This window comes from Pseudoduganella ginsengisoli (genome assembly GCF_009720865.1).
Taxonomy (GTDB): Bacteria; Pseudomonadota; Gammaproteobacteria; order Burkholderiales; family Burkholderiaceae_D; genus Rugamonas; species Rugamonas ginsengisoli.
In genome coordinates this window covers 59,596-83,641 of sequence record NZ_WNLA01000020.1, presented here as the reverse complement: position 1 = coordinate 83,641, position 24,046 = coordinate 59,596, and the positions used below count along the sequence as shown (strand labels likewise).

Sequence of the window (24,046 nt, the reverse complement as noted above, 5' to 3'; positions counted from 1 at the left end):
AATTTCATGATAGACCGGTTACTTTGCCCCAGCCTATTCTAGCGTCACCTCAACGGAGAGCCACATGAAAACCATAGGACTGATCGGCGGCATGAGCTGGGAATCCACCGTGCCCTACTACCGCCACATCAATGAAACCATCCGCGAACACCTGGGCGGCCTGCATTCGGCGCGCGCCGTACTGTATAGCGTGGACTTTCACGACATCGAGCAGTTGCAGCGCGCCGGCGACTGGGACACGGCGGGACAAGTGCTGGCCGATGCCGCCTGCCGCCTGCAAGCGGCAGGCGCTGACTGCATTGTCCTGTGCACCAATACCATGCATAAAGTCGCCGATGCCATCATGGCCGCCTGCACATTGCCGCTGCTGCATATCGCCGATCCGACGGCGCGCGCGATCCGCGCCGCCCGGCTGCAAACTGTCGGCCTGCTGGGCACGCGCTTTACCATGGAACAGGATTTTTACCGCGAACGGCTGCAGCAGCGGCATGGGCTGACCGTATTGACGCCCGATGAAAACGACCGCGCCATCGTGCACCGCATCATTTACGAAGAGTTGTGCGTGGGGGTGGTGTCGGAAGCTTCACGCGCCGAATACCGCCGCATCATCGGGCAGCTGGCGGCGCAAGGCGCCCAGGGAGTGATCCTGGGCTGTACGGAAATCAGCTTGCTGATCGGGGCGCAGGATACGCCGTTGCCGCTGTTTGACACGACGGCCATTCATGCGCGCAGCGCCGCGGAGTGGGCGCTGGCGCAGGGATAACGGCTTAGCGGGCCTTGGCGCCCTTGCCCGCCTTGGCGCCGCCCTTGGCCGCCTTCACCGGCTCCTTGGGCGGCGTATGCTTGCCCGACATCGGCGGCATGCTGTCCGCATGGCTGATGCGCAGCTGCTGGCCGCCGACCCACACTTTGCCCAGGTGGCGGAAGATATCGTCCGGCATCCCATCGGGCAGTTCAATCATCGTGTGGTCATCGAACATTTCAATGCGGCCGATGTACTTCGCTTCCAGCCCCGCCTCGTTGGCAATGGCGCCCACGATGTTCGATGGCGTCGCGTTGTGCTTGATGCCCACTTCCAGGCGGAACGGCGTCATGGGCAAGTTGACTTTGTGCTTGTCCTTCTTTTTCTTCTTCGGCGCTTCATCATCAAACGCCGGTTCATCGTCGTCGGCGCGGGCGCTTATCTCCGGTTCCGGCTTGGCAGCCTTCTTCGGCGCGCGCTCGTCGGCCGCCTTACGCGGCGCAGGGGCAGCAGCAACCGGCGCAGCAGGGATAGGGTCGCCATCGCGGCTGATGCGCAGCGCCTGCCCCGCCACGCGGATGCCGCGCAAGTGCTCGATCAAGTCCGGCGGCAAGTCATCCGGCATGTCCAGCACGGAAAAGTCATCGTAGATTTCAATGCGGCCGATGTACTTGGAATCGACGCCGCCTTCATTGGCAATGGCGCCCACGATATTGCCCGGCTTGACGCCATGCTGGTAGCCCACTTCGATGCGGTACGTCTGCATACCCGGCTCGGACGTGCGCGGCAAGCGTTCCTTCTTCGGACGCTCGGCGCGCTCGCCGCGGTCCGAACGGTCGCCACGGTCGGCGCGCTCAGGGCGGTCAGGACGCGGCTGGCCATCTTCATGCCAGCCCGTTTCACGCTTCTTGTCCAGCAACAGCGGCTTGCCGCCGCGCGCCATCAGCGCCAGCGCGGCAGCGATTTCCAGCGCCGGCACATTGTGTTCGTTTTCATATTCCTCGATCAGGCTCTGGAAGTGTTCCAGCCCGCCCTGCGCCAGGGTTTCCGTGATTTCATCCTTGAAGCGGGCGATCCGCACGTCGTTGACGGCTTCCAAGGTCGGCAATTCCATGCGGCCAATCGGCTGGCGCGTGGCGCGCTCAATGATCTTCAGCAGGTTGCGCTCGCGCGGCGTGATGAACAGGATCGCTTCACCGCTGCGGCCAGCACGGCCGGTACGGCCGATACGGTGCGTATAGCTTTCCGCGTCATACGGCACGTCGTAATTGACCACGTGGCTGATGCGTTCCACGTCCAGGCCCCGCGCTGCCACGTCGGTGGCGACGAGGATGTCGATCTTGCCTTCCTTGAGCTGTGCAATGGTGCGCTCGCGCGACGCCTGCTGCATGTCGCCATTGATGGCGGCAGCCGAGAAGCCCCGTGCCTGCAGGCGTTCCGCCAATTCTTCCGTACCCAGTTTGGTGCGGGAGAAAATGATCATGCCGTCAAACGGTTCCGCTTCCAGGATGCGGGTCAGCGCATCGAGCTTGTGCATGCCGGACACCAGCCAATAGCGCTGGCGGATGTTTTCCGACGTCGTGGTCTTGGCGGCCACCGCCACTTCCTGCGGATTGTTCAGGTAAGTCGTTGCGATGCGCTTGATCGGCGCCGGCATCGTGGCCGAGAACAGCGCGGTCTGGCGCGACTCCGGCGTTTCTTGCAAGATGCGCTCGACGTCATCGATAAAGCCCATGCGCAGCATTTCATCCGCTTCGTCGAGCACCAGGGTTTTCAGCGCGGACAAGTCCAGCGAACCCTTGTCCAGGTGGTCGATCACGCGGCCCGGGGTGCCGACCACCACGTGCACGCCACGGCGCAGCGCGGCAAGTTGGGGGCCATAGCTTTGGCCGCCGTAAATCGGCAGCACATGGAATTTCGGGATGTGCGCGGCATAGCGCTGGAAAGCTTCCGCCACCTGGATCGCCAGTTCACGCGTGGGCGCCAGTACCAGCGCCTGCGGCGTTGCCTGCTTCAAGTCGATGCGCGACAAAATCGGCAGCGCGAACGCGGCGGTTTTACCGGTGCCTGTTTGCGCCTGGCCCAGCACGTCGCGGTTGTCAAGCAGATAAGGAATGGTGGCGGCCTGGATCGGCGACGGGCTTTCATAGCCCACTTCTTTCAGCGATTTCAGGATGGGGGCCGACAAATTCAGGTCGGCAAAGAGAATTTCAGGTGTTCCAGACATGGCGGCACTCACAGTTAATGATCGAATCGCCCAATGCGAAACAAAGGTGCCAGTTTACCCTTTTACCGCATACAGCGTACGGAAAGCGGCTCTTTTCCTGCAATCTGCCTGCTTTTTAAGCATAAAGCGCGGCATATACCCGGTATCTGCCCTATGACGCAGCCAACCGGCGCAAAGCGGGGCATCATGGGGCTCCACCAAGGAGCCAGCCATGTCCCTGTCTATGAATGTCATTTTCCGTCCCCAGTTCACCGAAGAACAAGCCGCGGTGATGGACCCGGTCAAGCAATACATCGAAGGCCACGCGCGCAACGACGCATCCTTCATGCGCAAAGCCTTCCTGCCGACTGCCCACATTGAATCGATGCGCGACGGCGAATTCACGTCGTGGCCGCTGGATGTGTATTGCCAGCGCTTCAATGGCGTCCCTGCCGCCGACGAATCCGAGCGCCAGCGCATCGTGGACTGGGTTGACGTGCATGGCACAGCAGCTTCCGTGCGGCTGCGCCTGATCCACGGCGCCACCACGTTTACCGATTACTTCGTGCTGCTGAAAACCGCAGATGGCTGGAAGATCGCCAACAAAGCCTTCCACGGCGAGCCAACCGCCGCGTAACGCATCGTTGCAAATCAGCTGTGCGGCCGGTGTTCTTCGCTGACCGCCTTTAACGCCATATTCTCCACCAGGCCCGGGGCGATCAGTTTCATCCACCGCCCCAGCTTTCCCTTCGCCGACATCACCACTTCGCGCTTGCGGTGCTCCATGCCTTCGATGATCAGCCGCGCGCATTCCGCCACGGGCATTGCGCCATCTTCCTTCAGGCTGCTGGAACCCAGTTCGCCGCCCGCCGCGTTATAGCCGCGGTAGCGGATGCGCGTGTCGACCACGCCCGGATACGCGGTCGTGACGGACACGCCGGCAGATTTGACTTCCGCCCGCAACGCTTCAAAGAAACCGGACATGGCGAATTTGCTGGCGCTGTAGGCCGTGCGTCCCGGCACGCCGACCAGCCCCGCCAGCGACGCCACCGCCACCACGCTGCCGCGCGTTTGCTTCAGGTAAGGCAGCGCCGCATGCGTGCACCATACGCTGCCCCACAAATTAATCCGCATCATCTCTTCATACCAGCCCAAATCCTGCACGTCTTCGAACAGCGCATGGCCGGAGCGGCCCGCATTGTTGACCAGCACATCGATGCGGCCAAACACATCGGCAGCCGCCTGCACGAGTTGCTTGCACTGGTTCTGGTCGGAGACATCCGTTGGCACGGTCAACGTGCGGGCGCCATAGGTGGCGCATTCGGCCGCCACCGCATCGAGCATGGGACGGTTGCGCGCGGCCAGCACCAGCGCAAGGTGGCCATCCTGGTCTATTTTCCCAGCTGCGCGCTGCGCCAGCTGGCGCGCCATTTCCGCACCGATCCCGTCCGATGCCCCCGTGATGATAATGACCCGCATGTTCGTTCCTGCTACTTGTTGTTATCGTTCCAGCAAAGGCTAACATGTTCTCTACAGCAAGAGTAAGATAGGCGCCTCGCACCGCCTGCTTCGAGCGGTACGGCCACCGAACCTGTCACCTTTTCACTACGGAGCCCCTATGCGCACTCGACTGTTAGTCACCACCGCCGCCATCGCAGCCGCCTTCCACACCGTCCCTGCCCGTGCCCAGCAGGCGCCTGTCGTGACGGAAGGTCCGCTGCGCGCCCACCTGTCCTTCCTGGCCGACGATTTGCTGGAAGGCCGTGGCACGGGCCAGCGCGGCGGCGACCTGGCCGTGCACTACCTGGAAACCCAGGCTGCCGTGATGGGGTTAAAGCCGCTGCAAGACGGATCGTACCGCCAGCCCGTGCACTTCCGTGGCACCAAACTGCTGCCGGGCAGTTCGATCGCGTTCAGGACCGGCAATACGCGCATGACACCGATCGTCGGCGAGGGTGTGCTGATCGGCACCGGCAGCGGCAAGGCATCGCTGAGCTTTGATGCGCCGCTGGTGTTCGTCGGCTATGGCGCAACGGCGCCGGAAGAAAAATGGGACGACTACAAGGACGTGGACGTCAAAGGCAAAATCCTCGTCATGATGGTCAATGACCCGCAGCCGACCGCGGAAGAACCGAACCGCTTCGCCGGCAAGGCTTACACGTATTACGGCCGCTGGCTGTACAAATTCGAAGAATCCGTGCGCCGTGGCGCAGCCGGTGCGCTGCTGATCCACACGACACCGTCCGCATCGTATCCGTGGAGCGTGCCGGCCAATGGCTTCGGCCATGAACGCTTCCACTTGAATAAAGAAGGCAACCAGGTCGAAGGCTGGCTGCATGAAGACACGGCGCGCGACTTGTTCAAGTCCGCCGGTTTCGACCTCGACGAGTTACGGGCAAAAGCGGAATCGCGCGATTTCCGCCCGGTCGACTTGAAAACCACGGCACATGTGGAATTGCGCAGCGCCGTGCGCCAGGTCGAACAATTCAATGTGGTGGGGATCGTGCCCGGCCTTGACCCGAAACTCAAAGAGCAGGCCGTCATCTATTCCGCGCACTGGGATCACCTGGGCATCGACGAAGGGGTGCGCCGCGAAGGCAAGACCGACCATACGTACAATGGCGCCATCGACAATGCGTCCGGCACGGCCGCCCTGCTGGCCATGGCGGCGGCAGCCGTCAAATCCCCGGCCAAGCGCACGCAAATTTTCCTGTGGCCGGCCGCCGAAGAACAGGGCTTGCTGGGCAGCGCCGCCTACGTCGCCAACCCGGCCTGGCCGCTGAATCAAACCAGCGCGGACTTGAACCTGGACAGCATGAATTTCGTGGGCCGCACCAGGGATATCGGCGTGGCCGGCGCGGAACGCAGTTCGCTGTATGAAACCGCCGGCGTGGTGGCAAAGAAAATGGGGTTGACCTTGGCGCCCCTGATCCCGGACTTGTCCGGCGCCTACTTCCGCGCCGACCATTTCAACTTTGCCAAGGCAGGCATCCCTGCCTTCAACGTGGGTTCCGCCGTGTTTTCCGGCGACGGCCACTTCACGTTTGAGAAAAACCAGCAAGCGTCCAGCGACAAGCTGGTGGCCTTCAAAAAGGATTACCACCAGGTAACGGATGAATACCACGCGGACTGGGATTTGTCCGGCATGGTGCAGCAGGCGCAATTCACGCTGAACCTGGGCTATGCCGTGGCCAATGACGCGAAAATGGCGAGTTTCAAGAAGGGTGACCCGTTCGCCAATGTCAAGCGTTAAGCGCCCGAACAGCCCTGTGGGGCCTGTGGCCAGGTCCCCACATTGGCTTGCCGGGAAGGCCGGATCAGACTACTCTAGGTTATTCCCTTTTCCTTTTGGCATCATGACGACTCGGCTGCCCGCAGCGTGCAACGCGTTGGTGCTGGCGTCGGCATTGGCGTCCGCATGTGCCGGTGTGCGGGCCGAGGAACAGCGCTTCGACATCACCCGCTTCGACGTGGTGGGCAATACCCTGCTGCCCGATGCGCAAATACAGGCGCTGCTGGCGCCCTACACGGGCAGCCGCCGCAATTTCGCCGATGTGCAGCGCGCGCTCGATGCGCTGGAAAATGCTTACCGCGCGGCCGGCTATGGCGCCGTGCAAGTGGGCTTGCCGGAACAGGAAGCCACATCCGGCGCCGTGCGCTTCGACGTCATGGAAGCGAAAATCGGCAAAGTCAACGTGCTGGGTAACCGCTATTACAGCGCCGATAACGTGCGGCGCGGCTTGCCCGCGCTGAAGCAGGGAACGACGCCGAATTTGCGCCGGCTGTCGGAAAACGTGCAGCTGTCGAATGAAAACGGCGCAAAGCAGGTGGAAGTGTCGCTGGCGGCCAGCGACGATGATTACGTGGTCGATGCCAACGTGCGCGTGACGGACCGCAGCCCGCACCAGGGCGGCATTTCCTTTGATAATACCGGCACGGACGCCACCGGCAAATGGCGTACCGGCGTGTTTTACCAGTATGCCAACCTGTTTGACCGCGACCACGCCGCCAGCATCGCGTACACGACGTCGCCGGACAGCCCGGCCGGCGTGAAAATCCATAACTACAGCATCGGCTACCGGCTGCCCCTGTACGCGTGGGGCGACAGCATCGACGTCATTTACGGCAAATCCAGCTCGAATACGCCCAGCTCCACGCCGACCTTGGGCGGCTCGCTGAATATTGTCGGCAAGGGCGACGTGGCTGGCCTGCGCCTGAACCACAACTTCCCCCGCGCCGGCGAAACCACGCGCAAGCTGGTGGCGGCAATTGACTATAAAGCCATCGATGCGCGCTGCACGGCGGTCGATGGCACGCCAGTCAGCACGGCGCCGCCCACGCCGCCGCTGGCCAGCTGTGTGCCTTACACGGTGATGCCGCTGTCGGCCACGTATTCGATGTCGGCCCGCAGCGGCCTGTCGCAGCTGGACGCCAGCGTGGGCCTGGCCGTCAACCTGCCGCGCGGCGCCAGCTACACCAACATCACGGGACGCAGCGACCGTTATTCGTATCTGACCAGCGGCAACCGCGACACGCGTGACCGCCTCGTCATCGTGCGGGGCGCCGCCAGCTGGATGCAGGGTTTCAGCAATGACTGGCAGGCGCGCGTGGCAGGCAGCGCCCAATATGCCTTGCAGCCGCTGGTATCGGCGGAAAGCTTTGGCCTGACGGGCGCCAATGCCGTGCGGGGCTTTGATGAACGGGCGCTGTCGGCCGACAGCGGCATTATCGCCAATGGCGAACTATATGGGCCGGATCTGGCCGCCGTCATCGGCGTCGATGGCAGTGTGCGCTTGCTGGGCTTTATCGACGCGTCTTATGGCCAGAACCGGGCCGCGCAAAGTCCCGTGCCGGGCAGCGTGTCGGCCGCCGGTGCGGGCATCGGCTTGCGCGCAGTGCTGGGAAAAAGCGTTACTATCAGGGTGGATGTGGCGCGCGTACTCGATGCAGGCCACGCCCTGGGCATTGCGCGCGGCGACACCCGCGCCCATATTTTCGTGACGGTCGGGTACTGACATGGCGCCCCTGAAAATTTACTCTTTGCTGCTGTGCGGATGCGCATGGTCCGCCGTCTGGGCTTCCCCCGGCGACACGGTGGCGCAAGTCACGCATTTGTCCGGCGTGCTGACGGCCAGGCAGGCCGATGGCAATACCAAAATGCTGTCCGTGAAATCACCCGTGCGCGAAGGCGACGTGCTGACGACGGAAAATGAAGCGTACGCACGGCTGAAATTCATCGACCATTCGGAAATGGTGCTGCGGCCGAATTCCGTGCTGAAGATTTCAGAATTCACGTTCCGCGAACCGGATCCCAAAGGCGACAAGGTGCGGCTGGAAATGCTGAAAGGCGGTTTCCGCGCCGTGTCCGGCATGGTCGGGAAACGCAGCCGGGAATCCGTCAGTTTCAGCCTGCCCACGGCCACCATCGGTATCCGTGGCACGCATCTGGGCGCACTGTTTTGCCAGAATGACTGCGGCGGCGTGCCGACGCCAAGCGGGCAGACGCCGGCCAATGGCTTGCACCTCGACGTGGCGGCAGGCGGGATTTCCGTTACGCCCGTGACGCCGCCCGGTGCGCCGCCGATGCAGCCGGCGATTTTAAATGCGGGCCAATTCGGCTTCTTGCCGCCCACGCAAAACGGTATCCAGCCGCCGATGATCCTGGTGCCGCCCAATCAGGCGCCGCAAGTGCGCATGCCGGCGTCGATCAGCCAGAACACGCCGGCGGCGGGAGCGGCGGGGCGCAATTCCGAGCCAGAGTGTGTGGTGCAGTAAGCTGCCACGTCAGGCGCCGGCATCCAGCGCCGCCATCTGCTCCCGCACGGCTGCTTCCCACTGCTCCTCCGGCGGCTCATATAAATACGATGCCGGCGCCGGCGGCAACCCCTCCAGTTCCCCGGCGCGCACATACAGGTACACGGAAGTCCAGGCCACGGTCCCGGACGGGAAATGCGCCACTTCCTGGAACGCCGGATGCCGCAACTGGAATGTGGTAGTGGAGACCAGGCATCCCTGCGGCAATTCACGCGCCAGTTTTTCACCGATGCGGTCCATCAGCGGCGCAAAGCAGGTGCAATACATGAAGATCAAGCCAGCCTGGCTGACGTCCGCGTCAAACAAGTCGCCATTGATGAAGCGGACCCGCTCTTTTAAGCGCAGCACGTGGCTGGCGTCCGCGTGGCCGCCATATGGCAGCGCCACCACTTCGTCCGGCGTTGGCGGACCTGGCAGCGCTGCCAGCGCCGCGTCGCCCGCCGCCAGCATGGCGTCAAAACGCTGCTGCGCCATGGCGTGCCGGTAAGGCAGCAATTCCACCCCCGTGCACGAACCAAACGGCAGCGACAGCGCCGCCGACAGCACGACTTTACCCAAGCCGCTGCCCAGGTCGATCATGGCGCTGCCCGGCTTCACATAGGGCGCGATCGCCGTAAAGTAATGGTGCAATTCATGCGGCTTGAATTCGCCATAAATCATGCGGCCGTCATCGATCAGCCATTGTTCCAGTTCACTGTCTGGAATATCGTCCAGGCGGCGGTGTCCCATCGCGGTCCGCTGCTGCGGCGACAATTCCGGCAGCAAACCCTGGCGCTGCACGCCGGCCGGCAGGTTGCCAATGATCAGGCGGCGCAAGGGCTTCAGGCGGCGGATAAATTTGTCGCGCAACTCAGGCTGTTCAAACGCTTCGCGCAGCGCCAGGCCGATTTCCACGTGGCGCCCAAACTGCGAGCCCATTTCCGCTTCCAGATGCTGGCGCCGGTGAAGCTCGCCATCTTCAATCGTGCGCTGCAGCGCTTCCAGTACATCCGCCAATCCGGCCATGCTCTCTCCTGTCTTTAAACGGCAGCCGTGTGCGCCGCGTCGTCCCGCAAGATGGTTTCAATGGCGCCTGCCGGTGCGGGACGGCTGAAATAATAACCCTGCATTTGCCGGCACCCGTGCTGGCGCAGGAATTCCAGCTGTTCCGCTGTTTCCACCCCTTCGGAAATCACTTCCAGGCCCAGGTTGGCCGCCAGCGCAAGAATGGTCGTGACGATGGCTGCATCGTCCGGGTCCACCGTCAAGTCGCGCACAAACGTCTGGTCGATTTTCAGCACATCGATTTCAAAGCGCTTCAAATGCGAGAGGCTGGAATAGCCGGTGCCAAAATCGTCGATGGCCAGCAGCACGCCCAGTTTTTTCAATTCGTGCATGACGGCGATCGCATGCTCGACATCATTCATCACCTGGCTTTCCGTCAATTCCAGTTCCAGGCAGTGCGGCGGCAGCCCGGTATCGGCCAGCACTTGCGCCACCGATTGCACGAAATCTTTTTCCGTCATCTGCCGCGCCGACACATTGACCGCCATGCGCAAGCCGTCATGGCCAAGCTGGCGCCACGCCACCAGCTGTTCGCACGCAGTGCGCATGACCCAGGCGCCGATCGGCACAATCAAACCTGTTTCTTCCGCCAGCGGAATAAAGCGGTAAGGCGCTACCATGCCCAGTTCCGGATGCTGCCAGCGGATCAGCGCTTCCATGCCGACAATGCAGCCTGCGGTGATGTCGGTTTGCGGCTGATAGTGAAGCACCAGTTCATTGCGCTCCAGCGCCGAGCGCAGCGCCCCTTCGATCAGCATGCGCTCGCCCAGGCGGTCATTCATTGCAGCCGTATAAAACTGCACGTTGTCGCCGCCTGTTTCCTTGGCGCGGAACATGGCGATGTCGGCCCGCTCCATCAACACGCCCGGATCCCGGCCGTCATCCGGATAAACCGCAATGCCTACACTACAGGTGAGGAACAATTCCTGGCCATCGATGTGCAGCGGCGCCGCCAGGCAATCGAGCACGCGCTGCAGCTGGTCGGCGCGGGGACTCATGGCGCCCGGCTCCGGCAACAGCATCAGGGCAAATTCATCACCACCCATGCGCGCCACCGTGTCAACGGGACGCACAGCCAATTGCACGCGCTCAGCCACCGCTTGCAGCAAGCGGTCGCCGCCCTTGTGGCCCAGGCGGCTGTTGGTGAATTTAAAGCGGTCCACGTCAAACGATACCAGCCACAGCATGTGGCCCTTGCGTTCTGAATGGTGGATGGTTTGCAGCAGCCGGTCTGCCAGCAGCGCGCGGTTCGGCAAGCCGGTCAGCGCATCGTGCGTGGCCTGGTGGCGCAATTCCGATTCATACGCTTTCAGGGCCGTGATGTCATGCTGGAACGATACGTAATGCGTGACAGTCCCGTGTTCATCGCGCACCGGCGAAATCGACAACTCGTTCCAGAACATCGCGCCATCCTTGCGGTAGCAGCGCACCACCGTATGCACGTCGCGCTGTTCGCGCAGGGCGGCGCGCACTTCTTGCACGCCAGGCTGGTCGAGGTCGCCGCCATACAGCAGGCGCGGGCTCTGGCCCAGCATGTCGGCGCGCGTGTAGCCGGTCAACCGTTCAAACGCGGGATTGACGTATACAACCGGCGTGCCTTTCGTGGCGGCTGTAATGGAAATGGCATTGACACTGGCTTCAATGGCGCGTTCGCGCAAATGGCTGGTGCGGTACAGTTCACGCAATTCCGCCGTGCGTTCGTCGACCAGCCGCCGCACATAGCGGTTGCGCGACGCCAGCGCATGCACCCACGCCGCGCCCAGCGCACTGACCAGCGTTCCCAGCACCAGCGTGAACAGCGACGCCAGATGGTCGCCCGCATACGTGGCGGGCGGTACATCGGCAGCCATCAGCCACGTCTGGCCCGCCACATCGATGTGGCTCTGGAACGTCAGCGGACGCTGCGGGTACAGCCACGCCAGCCATGGCGGCAAGACCATACGGCCGCTCCCTGGCGTCGCTGCGGATTGATACACCAGGCTGGCCGTATCGGCTGCCGCGGCTGCATACACGCGCATGGCGAGGCCATCGGCGTGACTGCCTTCTTCATCGAGGATGCGCGCCATCATGTCGGACGGCCGCAGCACGGCTGCCGTTTCGCCCTGCAGCGCAGCCAGGCGGCTCGCTTCACTGCCCAGCGTTGCGCCAAAGCGGTACACCGGCATGGAAATAATGACGCCGCGCCGCGCGGACGCCGGCTGGCCCTGCTGCTGCGCCAGCGGCACCAGCGGTCCCGCCATCGGCTGCCCTGTCGCATAAGCAATCCGGCGCGCATTGCCGTCTTGCGCCGGGTACGCGGTATCGAGGCCCAGCGCTGCTTCGTTGGCCGCTTGCGGCTCGATATATTGCACCACGCGGTATTGCGCGCGCACGCCGGCTGGCACCGGCTTGCCGTCGCGCATCTCCGTCATCACGGCGCCCGGCTTCAGTTGCGCCAGCGCCTGCTCGTAGGCGGCCCGGCTTTCATGGGGCAGCACGCGCAGGTAACTGATGGCTTGCACATAGGGATAGCGCTCCAGCAGCGGTTTCGTGAACAAATGGAATTCTGCGCGGCTCACTGCCTCGCGGCTGGCAAACAAATGGTTGACGGAGGCCAGGCTGCCGACCGTATTGGCCACGCCTTGCTGCAGCAGGAACAGGCGGGCATGGGCGCGCTGTTCAAAACTCAGCGCGGCCTTATCGTGTTCCAGCCGGCTGGCGCCCGCAAACAGCAGCGCCGTCAATCCCAGGCCGCACATCAGCGCCAGCGCCATCGAGCGCAGGCGCAGTGAAGCAGGCGGGACAGCAGGAACAGCGCGAATGGAAATCACAGGCGTAACGATATAAGAAGAACGCAAGGTTAGCATGGAAACCACGCGGACGATACTGGCCTGCCCCCTACAGTGAAAACGCTGATTTCAACATGCAAGCATCGTTGCCATCCGTGCAGCACCCGCCACTTATCTGCGGTAGCATGGCGTCCTTTCTTCCCATCGCAAGGACACACGCAATGAACGGCACTTCCAAATGGATCGAGATCGATGGCGATGATGGCGCGTTTGGCGCTTACCTGGCATTGCCGCGCAGCGGCAGTGGTCCCGGCATCGTATTGCTGCAGGAAATTTTCGGCGTCAATGAACATATCCGCAGCGTGGCCGACCAGTACGCTGCCGACGGCTATGTCGTGCTGGCGCCCGACTTGTTCTGGCGCCAGGGCCACCGTATCGAACTGGGTTATGGCGACGCCGACTGGAAGCGTGCAACCGAACTCAAGGCAGCCACCACGTTGAACCAGGCGCAAGCCGATGTCCGCGCAACCGCCAAGGCATTGCGCGCACTGCAGGGAGTGGGACCGAAAATCGCGTCGATAGGTTACTGCTGGGGCGGCCTGCTGTCGTATCACGCGGCAGCCGATGACCTGGTCGATGCGGCTGTCGCGTACTATGGCGGCGGCATTCAAAATGCGCTGAGCCGCGCGGACGATATCCGCATCCCGCTGATGCTGCACTACGGCGGCAAAGACAAGCACATTCCACGCGACGCCATCGATAAAGTGGTGGAACGCTTCCATGACAACGACAACGTGGAAATCCACCTGTATGCGGAAGCGGAACATGGATTCAATTGCTCGCACCGTTCCACGTACCACCAGCAATCCGCGGCGCTGGCGCATGGCTATACACTGCTGTTCCTGAGCCAGATGCTGTAACCAGCGTTACCGGAGCACCGGTGCTCCGGCCTCAGGCTCAGGCCGCCACTCAGGCCGTCAGATAGCGCGGCGCCGCCGTGCTGCGCGATAAGTTTGGCTGCAGCGCCAGCCGCGCGGCAGTAAATGCCTGCCAGTCGGCCATGTCCGGCAGCGCAGGCAGGGTCACGGTTTCGCCCTGGTCGAAACCTGCCAGCGCCGCATCGACCATGTCATCGACGGCCATCACCATTTCTTTGGGCAGCGCATTGATGTCGATGCCGGCCCGTTCCCAGATTTCCGTGCGGGTCGCGCCCGGCAACACGGCTTGCACGCGCACGCCGGCCGGCGCCAGTTCCACCTGCATGGCTTGCGTCAAGTTCAGCATGTAAGCCTTGGTGCCGCTGTACGTGCCGGAAAACGTTTCCGCCATCATGGCGGTCACGGAACCGATATTGATGATGGCGCCCTTGCCTTCCTGTGCCATGCGCGCAGCGGCAGCCTTGGCCAGCCGGGTCGGGGCAATGACGTTCAGCGTGATCATGTTTTCCACCTTGTCGATATCCGAACTGACGAAGCTGCCTTCGACAGTATTGCCGGCATTATTCAGCAGCAGGCTGATGCGGCTGTCCGTGGCCAGCCGCTGCTCGACGTGCGCCAGCGATGCCCGGTCCGTCAAATCCGCTTGCAGCACATCCACTTGCACGCCGTACTGGCTGCGCAGCCGCACCGCCACGCTGTCAAGGCGCTGCCGGTCGCGCGCCACCAGCACCAGGTCATAGCCGCGCCGGGCCAGGCGGTCTGCGTACGTTGCGCCGATGCCGGTCGAAGCGCCCGTGATCAGGGCCGTGCCGTTGCTATTCGAAGTTGCCATGGTGAAGTTCCTTTTCTAGTGGGGTGGGCATGGGCTTCAATGTAACTTCAAATTTTGAATCTGTAAATTCATGGCAGCGATTGAAAAGTAATAAGTTCAAAATTTGTAGTTATTTTTCGGTATTTGGACTACGATGCCCTCATCGATAGAATCGCGCGGGGTGAGGGTATGAGCTGGTCTGAAAGCGGGGCATCGCAGTGCCCCATTGCACGCTGCCTGGCCGTGGTCGGCGACCGCTGGACCATGCTGATCATGCGTGAATTGTTTTTCGGCAATAGCCGATTTGACGGTTTGCAGGCGCAGACCGGCATGTCGCCGCATTTGCTGTCCACGCGGCTGAAGCGGCTGGAAGCGGATGGGGTGCTGGCGCGCCACGCTTACCAGCAAAAACCGCCGCGCCACGAATATGTGTTGACGGACAGCGGCCATGATTTGTATCCGGTCCTGATGACCTTGGCCGGCTGGGGCCGCAAATGGGGCGGGCTGGATGGCCTGCCCCCTGCCCTGAACCTCACGCACCGGCATTGCGGCCATGAAGTGGAAACGGGACTGGCGTGCCTTGCCTGCGGCGAACCATTTACACGGGCCGACGTGGACACCACGTTCAGCGCATCATTCGTCTCGGAACGCCGCGAGCGCATGGAGGCATTCCAGGCGGCGAAAAAGCACGGGACTGCCAGCGATTCCTGAGCTTCAGCTGTGCGTTACAATGCCGCACATGTCATTCTGGAAACTCACAGCCTTACTTGCCGCTGCCGCATGGCCGCTGGCCTTACCGGCCGCGCCCTTGAAAGTGGGTGGTTTTGTCGTGGCGCCGCTGGTCACGGGCCACCCCACGGCGCCGCTGCAGGGGGCGCTGCGGGATTACCTGGAGCAGGAAGTCGTGAAGCGTGCCGGCATCGCGCTGGTGTGGACCGCCCCGACCACCGTACCCCGCGCGTTTGAAAATTTGCGCACGGGCGCCATTGATATTTTGCTGTTGACCAGCGGCCGCATCGATACGCCCGGCGCCACCGCTACCAGTTGGCACTACCTGCGCACGCAGCCCCACCTGGCCGTGCTGAAAACGTCGCCGCTGCAAGCCGTGCAATCATTGCAGCAACTGGCCGGCATGGAAATCGGCTGGGCTGGCGGCACGCTGGTGCCGCCCCCTCTGGCGGATATCCCCATCCAGTGGCAATTCCTGACCGTGCAAGACTGGCAGACGGCAAATTTGCGCAAGCTGAAGCTGGGCCGCATCCAGGCCGTGTTTTTTGAAAATGAATATTCGCCCCGCTATTACGCGGCCAGCGAAAACCTGGAAATCCACCTCGTCAAATTGCCGATGCCGGAGCGGCAATTCGCGATGGCGTATTCCTCCAAAGCCGACAAGGAGGCCGTCGCCCGGTTCGACAAGGCAGCCGCCGCCGCGTTTGCCAATGACCAGTTCAAAGCGTTTCTTGAGCAATATATGAAGCGGTGACCCGAAGCGCCGGCTCCGCAACCATCAGACGTGCCGCTTGACCTGGACGTGGAACGTTTTGCCAAACCAGTCATCGATCATGTGCTTTTCATGGCGCAGCGATTCGCCGCCGCCATATTGGTTCATCTCGCTCAGGTAATTCATGCTGGCCAGATCCGCTTCGCCGCTATTGATGACCTTGCCATCTTGCGTCAACGTGTAGCGCAAATGCATGCGCGGCCAGTCCGCGCCGCCCGTCAGCAAGCGGATTTCATTGCCGGTGCGGCGCGTATGTTCAATGCGCCCGGCCAAGTCCACTTCCGTCACCTCGATTTTCACGTCTTGCCCGGCTGGTAATTGCTTGCCCAGCTGTTCGAAGTGCTGCGTCAATTCTTTCAATACCCGCTCCCGGTCAATCGGGGAAAGCGGCACGTCGATGAATTTGTCCGGCTCGATATACGTCACGGTGGCGCCGGCATGTGCGGCGCCTGCCGTCAGCGCTGCCACTCCGGCAGCAATCAAAAAGGGCAAGGCACGCATGATGGAATTCCTTTCAAGGATTGATGCAAATAATATACGCCGCTTGATCCGCGTCATACAGGTTTGAAATAGTTGCTTACGATTGTGTGTCACATGGTTGTCATAACCATCATCTAGCATGTCGGCCATTGTTAACCCTTGAATAACTGGAACACCATGACCGAGTCCTTCGACGCTTCCCGCCGCCGCCTGATCAAGTACCTGACGGGCGCTCCTTTGTTACCGCTGGCGGGCGGCAGTGCCGCTTCAATGCTGCTGTCCGCGTGCGGCAGCACGGAAACGCCAGCCACCGTGCCGGCCCCGACGCCGACGCCGGTCCCCCCCACGCTGGCATCGGTCACGTTTACTTCGATGGCGGCGCCCAGTCTGGCTGACGCGGCAAAAATGGCGACCACCACAGTGGGCTCGTCGCTGACGGCCAACTTCAGCGACGGCAGCAAACAAGCCTATGCGCTGAAATACGAAACCTTCTTCATTACGGGCGCCCAGGTGCCCAATGGTTCGGGCGGCACCATCCTGTCCGGCGGCTACTACGATATCAACAACAAGCCGATCCTGGACACCACCGATGCCGGCAAGCGCCAATTCTTTTCCGACTGCCCGGATGGCACGTCGCTGCTGAAACTGGATAACCCGGCTGTTGCCGGTGTCACGGGCAATACCGTGTTTGCCGTGGTCCAGTTTGAATATACGACCCGCAACGTCAAGGGCGATTCCATGTACGGCATGCTGCCGTCGCCGATCGCCGTGCTGACGCTGGACCAGGATAAAACCACGGGCGCGCTGAAACTGGTCAAATACCACAACGTCGATACGTCCGGCGTCAACGGCCTGTGGATCACGTGCGGCGCGTCCCGCTCGCCGTGGAACACGCATTTGTCGTCCGAAGAATATGAGCCGGACGCCACCACCATTGCCACCAACGCGCAATTCCAGAACTTCAGCCAAAACCTGTATGGCGACGCCGCCAAGGCCAACCCCTACCACTATGGCCATCTGCCGGAAATCACCGTCAACCCGGACGGCACGGGCAGCATCAAGAAGCACTATTGCATGGGCCGTATCTCGCACGAACTGGTGCAAGTGATGCCGGACGAGCGCACCGCGCTGATGGGCGACGACGCCACCAACGGCGGCCTGTTCATGTTCGTGGCCGACAAGGCGCGCGACTTGTCCAGCGGTACCTTGTACGTGGCCAAGTGGGCGCAAAAAACCACGGAAAACGGCGGCTCCGCTGACCTGGCGTGGATCAAGCTGGGCAAAGCCACCAGCGCGGAAATCAAGGCGCTGGCCGATACGCTGAAAGCGGCCGACATTATTTCCGTGAAAACTACAGACCCGGCCGATGCCAGCTACACGAAGATCCCGTTCAGCGGCAAAACCAACTGGGTCAAAGTATTGCCAGGCCAGGAAAAAGCTGCGGCCTTCCTGGAAACCCACCGCTACGCTGCGCTGAAAGGCGGCAGCATGGGCTTCACGAAAATGGAAGGCACGACGGTCAACGCCAAAGACAAGATCGCCTACTCGGCCATCAGCTACATTGCCACCGCCATGACCAACGGTTCCGGCGGCATCGCCGTCAAAGGGCCGAATGCAGGCGCCGTGTACGCGCTGAACTTGAAAGGCGGCCAGAAGGATGACACGGGCGCTGCCATCGACAGCGAATGGGTGCCGGTCGATATGGGCGCCGTGGCGGCCCTGACGGGCGAAGATTTGGCGGCGCCGGATGCGCTGGGCAACCTGGCCAATCCGGAAAAAGTCGCCAATCCGGACAACATCAAGTTCTCGGAAAAGCTGCGCACGTTGTTTGTCGGCGAAGATTCCGGCCTGCACGTGAATAACTTCCTGTGGGCGTATAACGTCGACACGAAAACCCTGACCCGCCTGCTGTCGACGCCGTCGGGCGCGGAATCGACCGGCTTGCATGCTGTCGATGACATCAATGGCTTTGCTTACATCATGAGCAACTTCCAGCACCCGGGCGACTGGGAATTGACGAAGGATGCCAGCGGCAACGTGACCGGCGGCCTGCACTCGAAAGTCGTGACCACGCTGGATCCGCTGATCCGCGCCAACTACCGCGACCGCTTTGGCGCCGCAGTGGGTTACCTGACCGGCCTGCCAGCGCTGAAATAATTCGTCTTTTTCCCATGACGCCCGTGCAAGGTTGCCCGCCTTGCACGGGCGTTTTGCATTGAAATATTTGCAAAAAGGTTACAAAAATCAGCCAAACGCTTGAGTTTGTTGTTTAGCGTCCGCGCAAAGACTGTTGCCAGTTGTTAATTCAACGAAGCTGAGTCTACAATCAAAAAAGTGCGCCTAAAAAATGCGCGTAAGTCTTTGTTGCAATGCCACATTTCGGAAATTGGTCCCTATGTCTTTTTTGTCTTCTGCGTCGCCCAAACTCGCACCCTGGAAGGTATTGCTGGTAGACGATGAACCAGATATCCACGACGTTACCAAGCTGACGCTGACCCGCTTCCGCCTGGACGGCCGCGCATTGACCTTCCTGCACGCCTATAGCGGCGCCGAGGCCAAGGAAGTGCTGGCGCGTGAAAAAGACATTGCACTGGTTTTCCTCGACGTGGTGATGGAACAGGAAGACAGCGGCCTGGAAGTGGCGCGCTGGATGCGCCAGGAATTAAATAACCAGTTCACCCGCATCGTCCTCAGGACGGGCCAGCCGGGCCAGGCGCCCGAAGAACGCGTGATCGTCAATTACGACATCAACGATTACAAGGAAAAGACGGAACTGGACCGCACCAAGCTGTTTACGACCACCTTTGCCGCCCTGCGCGCTTACCGCGACATCATGAAAGTCGAAGAAGCGCGCATCGCCCAGGCTAATTACCGCGAAGGCTTGGAGCGCGTGATTGCCGCTTCCGCGCACATTTTCCAGCAGCGCAACCTGAAAGACTTTGCCAATGGCTTGCTGCAGCAAGTGGTGGCGCTGCTGCGCCTGGAAAACAGCATGCTGCTGCGCCTGCGCGCCGCCACTGCCATCAGCGGAGAAAATGATTACGAAGTGCTGGCGCAAATCGGCGATGAAGGCAATTCCATCCTGACGCCGGAATTGCTGAACCAGCTGCATGCGGCGCAGAGCAACCGCATTTCCAAGTTGGAAGGCGACACGTATGTCGGCTACTTCCCGAATGCCAGCGGCAAGATTTCCCTGCTGGTGCTGAAAGGCGTGGAAGAAATTTCTGAAATCGATGCGAAACTGCTGGAAGTGTTTTGCTCCGGCGTGGCCATCGCTTTCGACAATATCCTGTTGACGCAGGAAATTACCGATACGCAGGCCGAACTGATCTTGCGCCTTGGCGACGTGGTGGAATCGCGCTCCAACGAAGCGGGCAACCACGTCCGCCGCATGTCGGAAATCTGCCATATGCTGGCCATCGAGTCGGGCATGCCGGAAGAAGAAACCGCCGTCCTCAAGCATGCCGCGCCAATGCACGACATCGGCAAGATCGCCACGCCGGACGCCGTGCTGCTGAAGCCGGGCAAGCTCGACGCAGCGGAATGGGAAATCATGAAGCAGCACCCGGCGGTCGGCCTGTCGATCCTTGATGGTTCGCAGCGTCCCATCCTGAAAGCGGCGGCCGTGATCGCGCACCAGCACCAGGAGAAATATGACGGCAGCGGGTACCCTCAAGGCTTGAAAGGCAAAGACATCCACCAGTATGCGCGCATCGTTGCCGTGGCGGACGTGTTCGATGCACTGATGCACAAGCGCTGCTACAAGGATGCGTGGCCGGTGCAGCAAGTCGTCGCGCACTTGCGCGAAGTGGCGGGCAAGCACCTGGATCCGGCGTACGTGGAAGTGCTGGTCAATAACATCGATAAAGCGCTGGCCATTAACGACCGCTTCCCGGATTAAGCTGAACTGGCCAGCTGCGTAACAGACTGTTGCGGTTACAAATCCGCGACATATTTCTGCATTGAAAATGCGCTAAACTCGTCGGCTTTCAACTTGTGAAAGCCCTGCCATGCGCCCTACCCTCCGCCGTTCCCTCATTTGCGCCAGCCTGCTGACGGCATTTGTTATCACGGGCTGCGGCGATGGGCAAAATGGCGCAGCGCCGTCCGGCCGTGCGCACATGGGCGCCGCTGTGGCGGCTACCGCTGCCGAAACAGTGCAGCCGGTGATCTTCAGCGGCGTCATCGCCAATTACACCGTCACGAAAACCGATGCCGGCTACGTTGTCACGGATAGCACGGGCGCGGATGCGCCACGCACGGTGGCGGCCACGGCGCGCCTGCGCTTTGCCGACATGTCGATGGCGTTCGATGTCGAGGGCACACCCGGCCAAGCCTACCGCCTGTACCGCGCAGCCTTTGCACGCGAACCGGATGCGGGCGGGCTGGGCTACTGGATCGGCGCGCTGGACCACGGCGCCAGCCTGTATGACGTGGCGGGCGGCTTTACCAATTCCGTAGAATTCCAAAACCTGTATGCGGGCGCCAAAACCAACCGCGACATCATCAGCCGATATTACGTCAATGTGCTGAAACGGCAGGGCGAACAGAGCGGCATGGATTACTGGACCGGCATTCTGGACGACAAGAGAGAAACGCCGAGCGGCGTACTACGCTATTTCAGTGAAGGCGAGGAAAACAAGAATGGCACAGCGGCCGCCATTGCTGCCGGTGTCCGCTACGTGGAATATGGCGTGCGCTATCCGGCCACCACGTATCCGCTGCGCGCGGCTTACCAGCAAAGCATGTCGGCGGAACACACGGATTTCCTGACTGTCGCCGGTACATGCCCGGGCAATGCGGCGCTGACGTATGCGGCGCCCGTTGCCACCACGTTTGAAGACCAGGCCAGCACGGCGCTGGCCACGACTGTCGATGTCGGCCTGAACGCGTGCCAGGTCCGGCTGTATTGGACGCAAACGGATTACTACGACAGCAACGCGGTATTGCAGGGCTTCTTCCGCCAAAACAGGGAATACGATGTGGGCGGCGGCAGCCTGCCGGCAGCGGCAAGGATAGGCGACAAGGGTGTGTATGCGACGCAAACCGCGTATGCCGACAGCACGAAGAAAATCTATGCCGGCAAGCGGACACTCAGCTATGCGCTGGATGCGGATGGCGACGCGTTCGACAAGGCGGTCCTGACGCTGACGGCCGTGCACACGGACACAAGCAATGCAACCACGCTGACCCGCACCACCCGCTACCGCGCAGGCACGGATGGCACGCTGCAATTGCTGACGGTGGATGAGCGCTATGGCGATGGCGCGTACCTGGTGTACACGCCAGACCCAACGATAGTCCAGCCAGCCAAGCTGATCGTGACGGACACCGTGGCGGGCACGGGCGCCGTCGCGCAAAACAAAAATACGCTGACCGTCAATTACACGGGCTGGCTGTACGACCCGAAAGCGCCCGACTTGAAAGGCCAGAAATTCGATTCATCCGTCGGCCGTCAGCCCTTCGAATTCCAGCTCGGCGCTGGCAAGGTCATTTCCGGTTGGGAGCAGGGCATGCTGGGCATGCGCGCGGGCGGCAAGCGCACGCTGGTCATCCCGAGCCCGCTGGGCTACGGGGCATACGGTTCGAACAGCATCATCAAGCCGAATACGGCGCTGGTATTCGATGTGGAGCTGATCAGCGTGAGGTAATACGCCATGAGGGGCGGCCATGCCGTCCCGACACATGCGCTTGCGGATCGATGAAACCAGCCGGCATCACGCGGCAATCTTCCCATGCTGCACCTTCGGGAACTTCAAGCTGTAATGCAGCCCCATCCCCGGTGCGCTGATGGCTTTGACGGTGCCGCCCAGCGCGCCTGTCACGAGGTTATACAAGATGTGCGCCCCCAGCCCGCTGCCGCCCGAGCCGCGCTTGGTGGTGAAAAATGGGTCGAACAGTTGCGCCAAGGTAGTCTGGTCCATGCCGATGCCGTCGTCGCTGTAGTCAAACAGCACATGCTCGCCATCGACGCGGCCCTTGATCTTGATGGTGCCTTCCTGCCCGTCGCCATAACCGTGCACCAGCGAATTGACCACCATGTTCGTGATGATTTGCGATACGGCGCCGGGGAAGCTTTCCATTTGAATATCGGGCGGCACGTCGACATCGACCTTGATCGGCTTGCCCTTCAATTTGGGCTGCAGCGACAGCAGCACTTCATCCAGGTATTTGCGCAAGTTGAAGGCGCGCACGCTGTCCGATGACTGGTCCACCGCCACTTGCTTAAAGCTGCGCACCAGCGCGGCCGCGCGCTGCGTATTGGTGGTCATGATGCGCAGCGACTGGTCGATGATGTCGAAGAATTGATTTAACCCTTCTTCGTCCAGCGTGCCCGCCGCCAAGTCTTCCCGCGTGAGTTTCAATTCCTGCACCAGATGGCTGGTGGCCGTCACGCAGATGCCCAGCGGCGTATTGATTTCGTGGGCGACACCGGCCACGAGCCGCCCCAGCGACGCCAGCTTTTCTTGCCGCACCAATTCCGATTGCGCTTCCTGCAACTGGTGCAGCGCATTGTTCAGCGACACGTTTTGCTCTTCCAAGGTTTCCTTGGCCAAACGGATGGCGCGCTCGTTTTGCAGGCGGGAAATCGCCACGGCCACGTGGTTCGCCATGAAGGCCAGGATGTCGAGGTCCGACTGGCCATAAATCACATTGTCGTCATAGCTCTGCACGATCAGCACGCCATACGCGTAATCGTTGAGCATCATGGGCGCGCCCATCCAGCTGGCAATCTCTTCATTGCCCAGCGGGTGGTCAATCGCGCCTTGCGCCAGCAATTCACGGTAACTGTCGCGGTCCAGCAGGCACGGTTTGCGCTGCTTGAGGATGTATGAACTCATGCCGATGCCATACTTGAACCGCTTAACGGGCGCATCCGCATCTTTTTCGTCGGCAAAATACGGGATCGTGATTTCGTTGGAACTGGACTGGTACAGCGCAATCAGGAAATTCGGCGCCGTCACCACTTCGCTGATGGCTTCATGCAGCTGGCCCCAGATGGTTTCCGTATCCCACGCGCCGGCCGACAGGCTGGCGATTTCATACAGTGCGCGCTGCAAGCTTTCCGCGCGGCGGCGTTCCGCCACTTCGAATTCCAGCGCGGCCGTGCGCTCGTGCACGGCCCGTTCCAGCCGGTCCATGCTTTGCAAGCCTTGCAGTGCGCTGGACACGTAATTGGCAATCAAAGAAAACAGCGCCTGGTCTTCTTCATTGAAGGTGTGTTCCTTGTCATAGCTCTGGATCACGATGGCGCCCAGCGCCTGGTGATTCTGGTCCAGCAAGGGAAAGCCCATCCAGTGTTCCGCTGTCGTGCCCCAGCCCCACGTGTTGCCATCCTGTTCATGCTGGTTGTGTTCTTCCGCCGTCATGATCAGCGGCTGGCGGTTCAAGATGACCCAGGCGGTGGGCGACTGGTCCGGCGACGCCAAGGTCACCAGTTCGCCACGGCCCGGCGCTTCGTCGAGCTCATCGACAAAATACACAAAGCGCACAGCATTGGGTTTGCCGTCCAGGTCGCTGAGCGCGACAAAGAAATTGGCCGCATACATGATGCGGCCCAGCGACGCGTGAACGGCTTGCAGGAATTCTGCGATGTCGGTGCAAGTGCTTGATTTTTGCCCGATTTCGAGCAACATGCTTTGTACGGCTTCCAGGCGGCTGAGGCGGCTTTCCATCTATGATTTCCTATTGGGCAAAATGCGCATAGGAAATACTAGCAGGCGGCAACTGTCCAGGCCAGC

The 24,046-nt window shown here is 61.4% G+C and carries 18 protein-coding genes; 11 read left to right on the top strand and 7 right to left on the bottom strand.

Features of this window, described 5'->3' with window-relative positions; all coding sequences use genetic code 11:
- Window positions 1-64 precede the first annotated feature (64 nt).
- A complete protein-coding gene (locus tag GM668_RS23745) occupies window positions 65-763 on the top strand; it encodes an aspartate/glutamate racemase family protein (RefSeq protein WP_155441444.1) in 699 nt (232 codons plus the stop codon).
- A 4-nt stretch (window positions 764-767) separates the two neighbouring features.
- Here GM668_RS23745 and GM668_RS23740 read toward each other — a convergent pair whose 3' ends face one another.
- Window positions 768-2,969 carry a DEAD/DEAH box helicase gene (locus GM668_RS23740; RefSeq protein WP_155441443.1) on the bottom strand — a complete coding sequence of 734 codons (2,202 nt, stop codon included), beginning with the start codon at window positions 2,967-2,969 and terminating at the stop codon, window positions 768-770.
- Between the two features lie 211 nt (window positions 2,970-3,180).
- On the opposite strand from GM668_RS23740, the gene GM668_RS23735 reads away from it, so the two are divergent.
- Entirely contained in the window at window positions 3,181-3,585 is a 405-nt protein-coding gene (locus GM668_RS23735; protein ID WP_229499796.1) for a nuclear transport factor 2 family protein, read from the top strand.
- A 14-nt stretch (window positions 3,586-3,599) separates the two neighbouring features.
- On the opposite strand, the gene GM668_RS23730 is transcribed toward GM668_RS23735, so the two are convergent.
- Window positions 3,600-4,427 carry an SDR family oxidoreductase gene (locus GM668_RS23730; protein ID WP_155441442.1) on the bottom strand — a complete coding sequence of 276 codons (828 nt, stop codon included), beginning with the start codon at window positions 4,425-4,427 and terminating at the stop codon, window positions 3,600-3,602.
- Between the two features lie 139 nt (window positions 4,428-4,566).
- Between GM668_RS23730 and GM668_RS23725 the strand changes: the two genes are divergently transcribed.
- From GM668_RS23725 to GM668_RS23715, 3 genes are all read left to right on the top strand, one after another.
- A complete protein-coding gene (locus GM668_RS23725; protein WP_155441441.1) occupies window positions 4,567-6,201 on the top strand; it encodes a M28 family peptidase in 1,635 nt (544 codons plus the stop codon).
- A 103-nt stretch (window positions 6,202-6,304) separates the two neighbouring features.
- Entirely contained in the window at window positions 6,305-7,963 is a 1,659-nt protein-coding gene (locus GM668_RS23720; RefSeq protein WP_155441440.1) for a ShlB/FhaC/HecB family hemolysin secretion/activation protein, read from the top strand.
- A gap of 1 nt (window position 7,964) precedes the next feature.
- Window positions 7,965-8,723 carry a FecR family protein gene (locus GM668_RS23715; protein ID WP_155441439.1) on the top strand — a complete coding sequence of 253 codons (759 nt, stop codon included), beginning with the start codon at window positions 7,965-7,967 and terminating at the stop codon, window positions 8,721-8,723.
- A gap of 9 nt (window positions 8,724-8,732) precedes the next feature.
- Here the strand turns inward: GM668_RS23715 and GM668_RS23710 are convergent, their stop codons facing one another.
- Complete coding sequence (locus GM668_RS23710; RefSeq protein WP_155441438.1) at window positions 8,733-9,767, bottom strand: class I SAM-dependent methyltransferase; 1,035 nt, start codon at window positions 9,765-9,767, stop codon at window positions 8,733-8,735.
- Window positions 9,768-9,781: 14 nt separating this feature from the next.
- A complete protein-coding gene (locus GM668_RS23705) occupies window positions 9,782-12,652 on the bottom strand; it encodes a bifunctional diguanylate cyclase/phosphodiesterase (RefSeq protein WP_170305788.1) in 2,871 nt (956 codons plus the stop codon).
- Window positions 12,653-12,795: 143 nt separating this feature from the next.
- Here GM668_RS23705 and GM668_RS23700 point away from each other — a divergent pair, with 143 nt between their 5' ends.
- Entirely contained in the window at window positions 12,796-13,494 is a 699-nt protein-coding gene (locus GM668_RS23700) for a dienelactone hydrolase family protein (RefSeq protein ID WP_155441437.1), read from the top strand.
- A gap of 49 nt (window positions 13,495-13,543) precedes the next feature.
- Here the strand turns inward: GM668_RS23700 and GM668_RS23695 are convergent, their stop codons facing one another.
- Complete coding sequence (locus GM668_RS23695; protein ID WP_155441436.1) at window positions 13,544-14,344, bottom strand: SDR family NAD(P)-dependent oxidoreductase; 801 nt, start codon at window positions 14,342-14,344, stop codon at window positions 13,544-13,546.
- 168 nt (window positions 14,345-14,512) lie between these two features.
- Here GM668_RS23695 and GM668_RS23690 point away from each other — a divergent pair, with 168 nt between their 5' ends.
- Both GM668_RS23690 and GM668_RS23685 read left to right on the top strand, forming a co-directional pair.
- Window positions 14,513-15,034 carry a winged helix-turn-helix transcriptional regulator gene (locus GM668_RS23690; RefSeq protein ID WP_155441435.1) on the top strand — a complete coding sequence of 174 codons (522 nt, stop codon included), beginning with the start codon at window positions 14,513-14,515 and terminating at the stop codon, window positions 15,032-15,034.
- 28 nt (window positions 15,035-15,062) lie between these two features.
- Window positions 15,063-15,806, top strand: a complete 744-nt coding sequence (locus tag GM668_RS23685; RefSeq protein WP_170305787.1) for a substrate-binding periplasmic protein — start codon at window positions 15,063-15,065, stop codon at window positions 15,804-15,806.
- Between the two features lie 24 nt (window positions 15,807-15,830).
- On the opposite strand, the gene GM668_RS23680 is transcribed toward GM668_RS23685, so the two are convergent.
- Complete coding sequence (locus tag GM668_RS23680; RefSeq protein WP_155441433.1) at window positions 15,831-16,325, bottom strand: DUF3016 domain-containing protein; 495 nt, start codon at window positions 16,323-16,325, stop codon at window positions 15,831-15,833.
- Between the two features lie 156 nt (window positions 16,326-16,481).
- Between GM668_RS23680 and GM668_RS23675 the strand changes: the two genes are divergently transcribed.
- From GM668_RS23675 to GM668_RS23665, 3 genes are all read left to right on the top strand, one after another.
- A complete protein-coding gene (locus GM668_RS23675) occupies window positions 16,482-18,461 on the top strand; it encodes a PhoX family protein (RefSeq protein WP_155441432.1) in 1,980 nt (659 codons plus the stop codon).
- Between the two features lie 238 nt (window positions 18,462-18,699).
- Complete coding sequence (locus GM668_RS23670; protein ID WP_155441431.1) at window positions 18,700-20,205, top strand: response regulator; 1,506 nt, start codon at window positions 18,700-18,702, stop codon at window positions 20,203-20,205.
- Window positions 20,206-20,314: 109 nt separating this feature from the next.
- A complete protein-coding gene (locus tag GM668_RS23665) occupies window positions 20,315-21,955 on the top strand; it encodes an FKBP-type peptidyl-prolyl cis-trans isomerase (protein ID WP_155441430.1) in 1,641 nt (546 codons plus the stop codon).
- A 66-nt stretch (window positions 21,956-22,021) separates the two neighbouring features.
- Here the strand turns inward: GM668_RS23665 and GM668_RS23660 are convergent, their stop codons facing one another.
- Entirely contained in the window at window positions 22,022-23,980 is a 1,959-nt protein-coding gene (locus GM668_RS23660; RefSeq protein ID WP_155441429.1) for a GAF domain-containing sensor histidine kinase, read from the bottom strand.
- Window positions 23,981-24,046 lie beyond the last annotated feature (66 nt).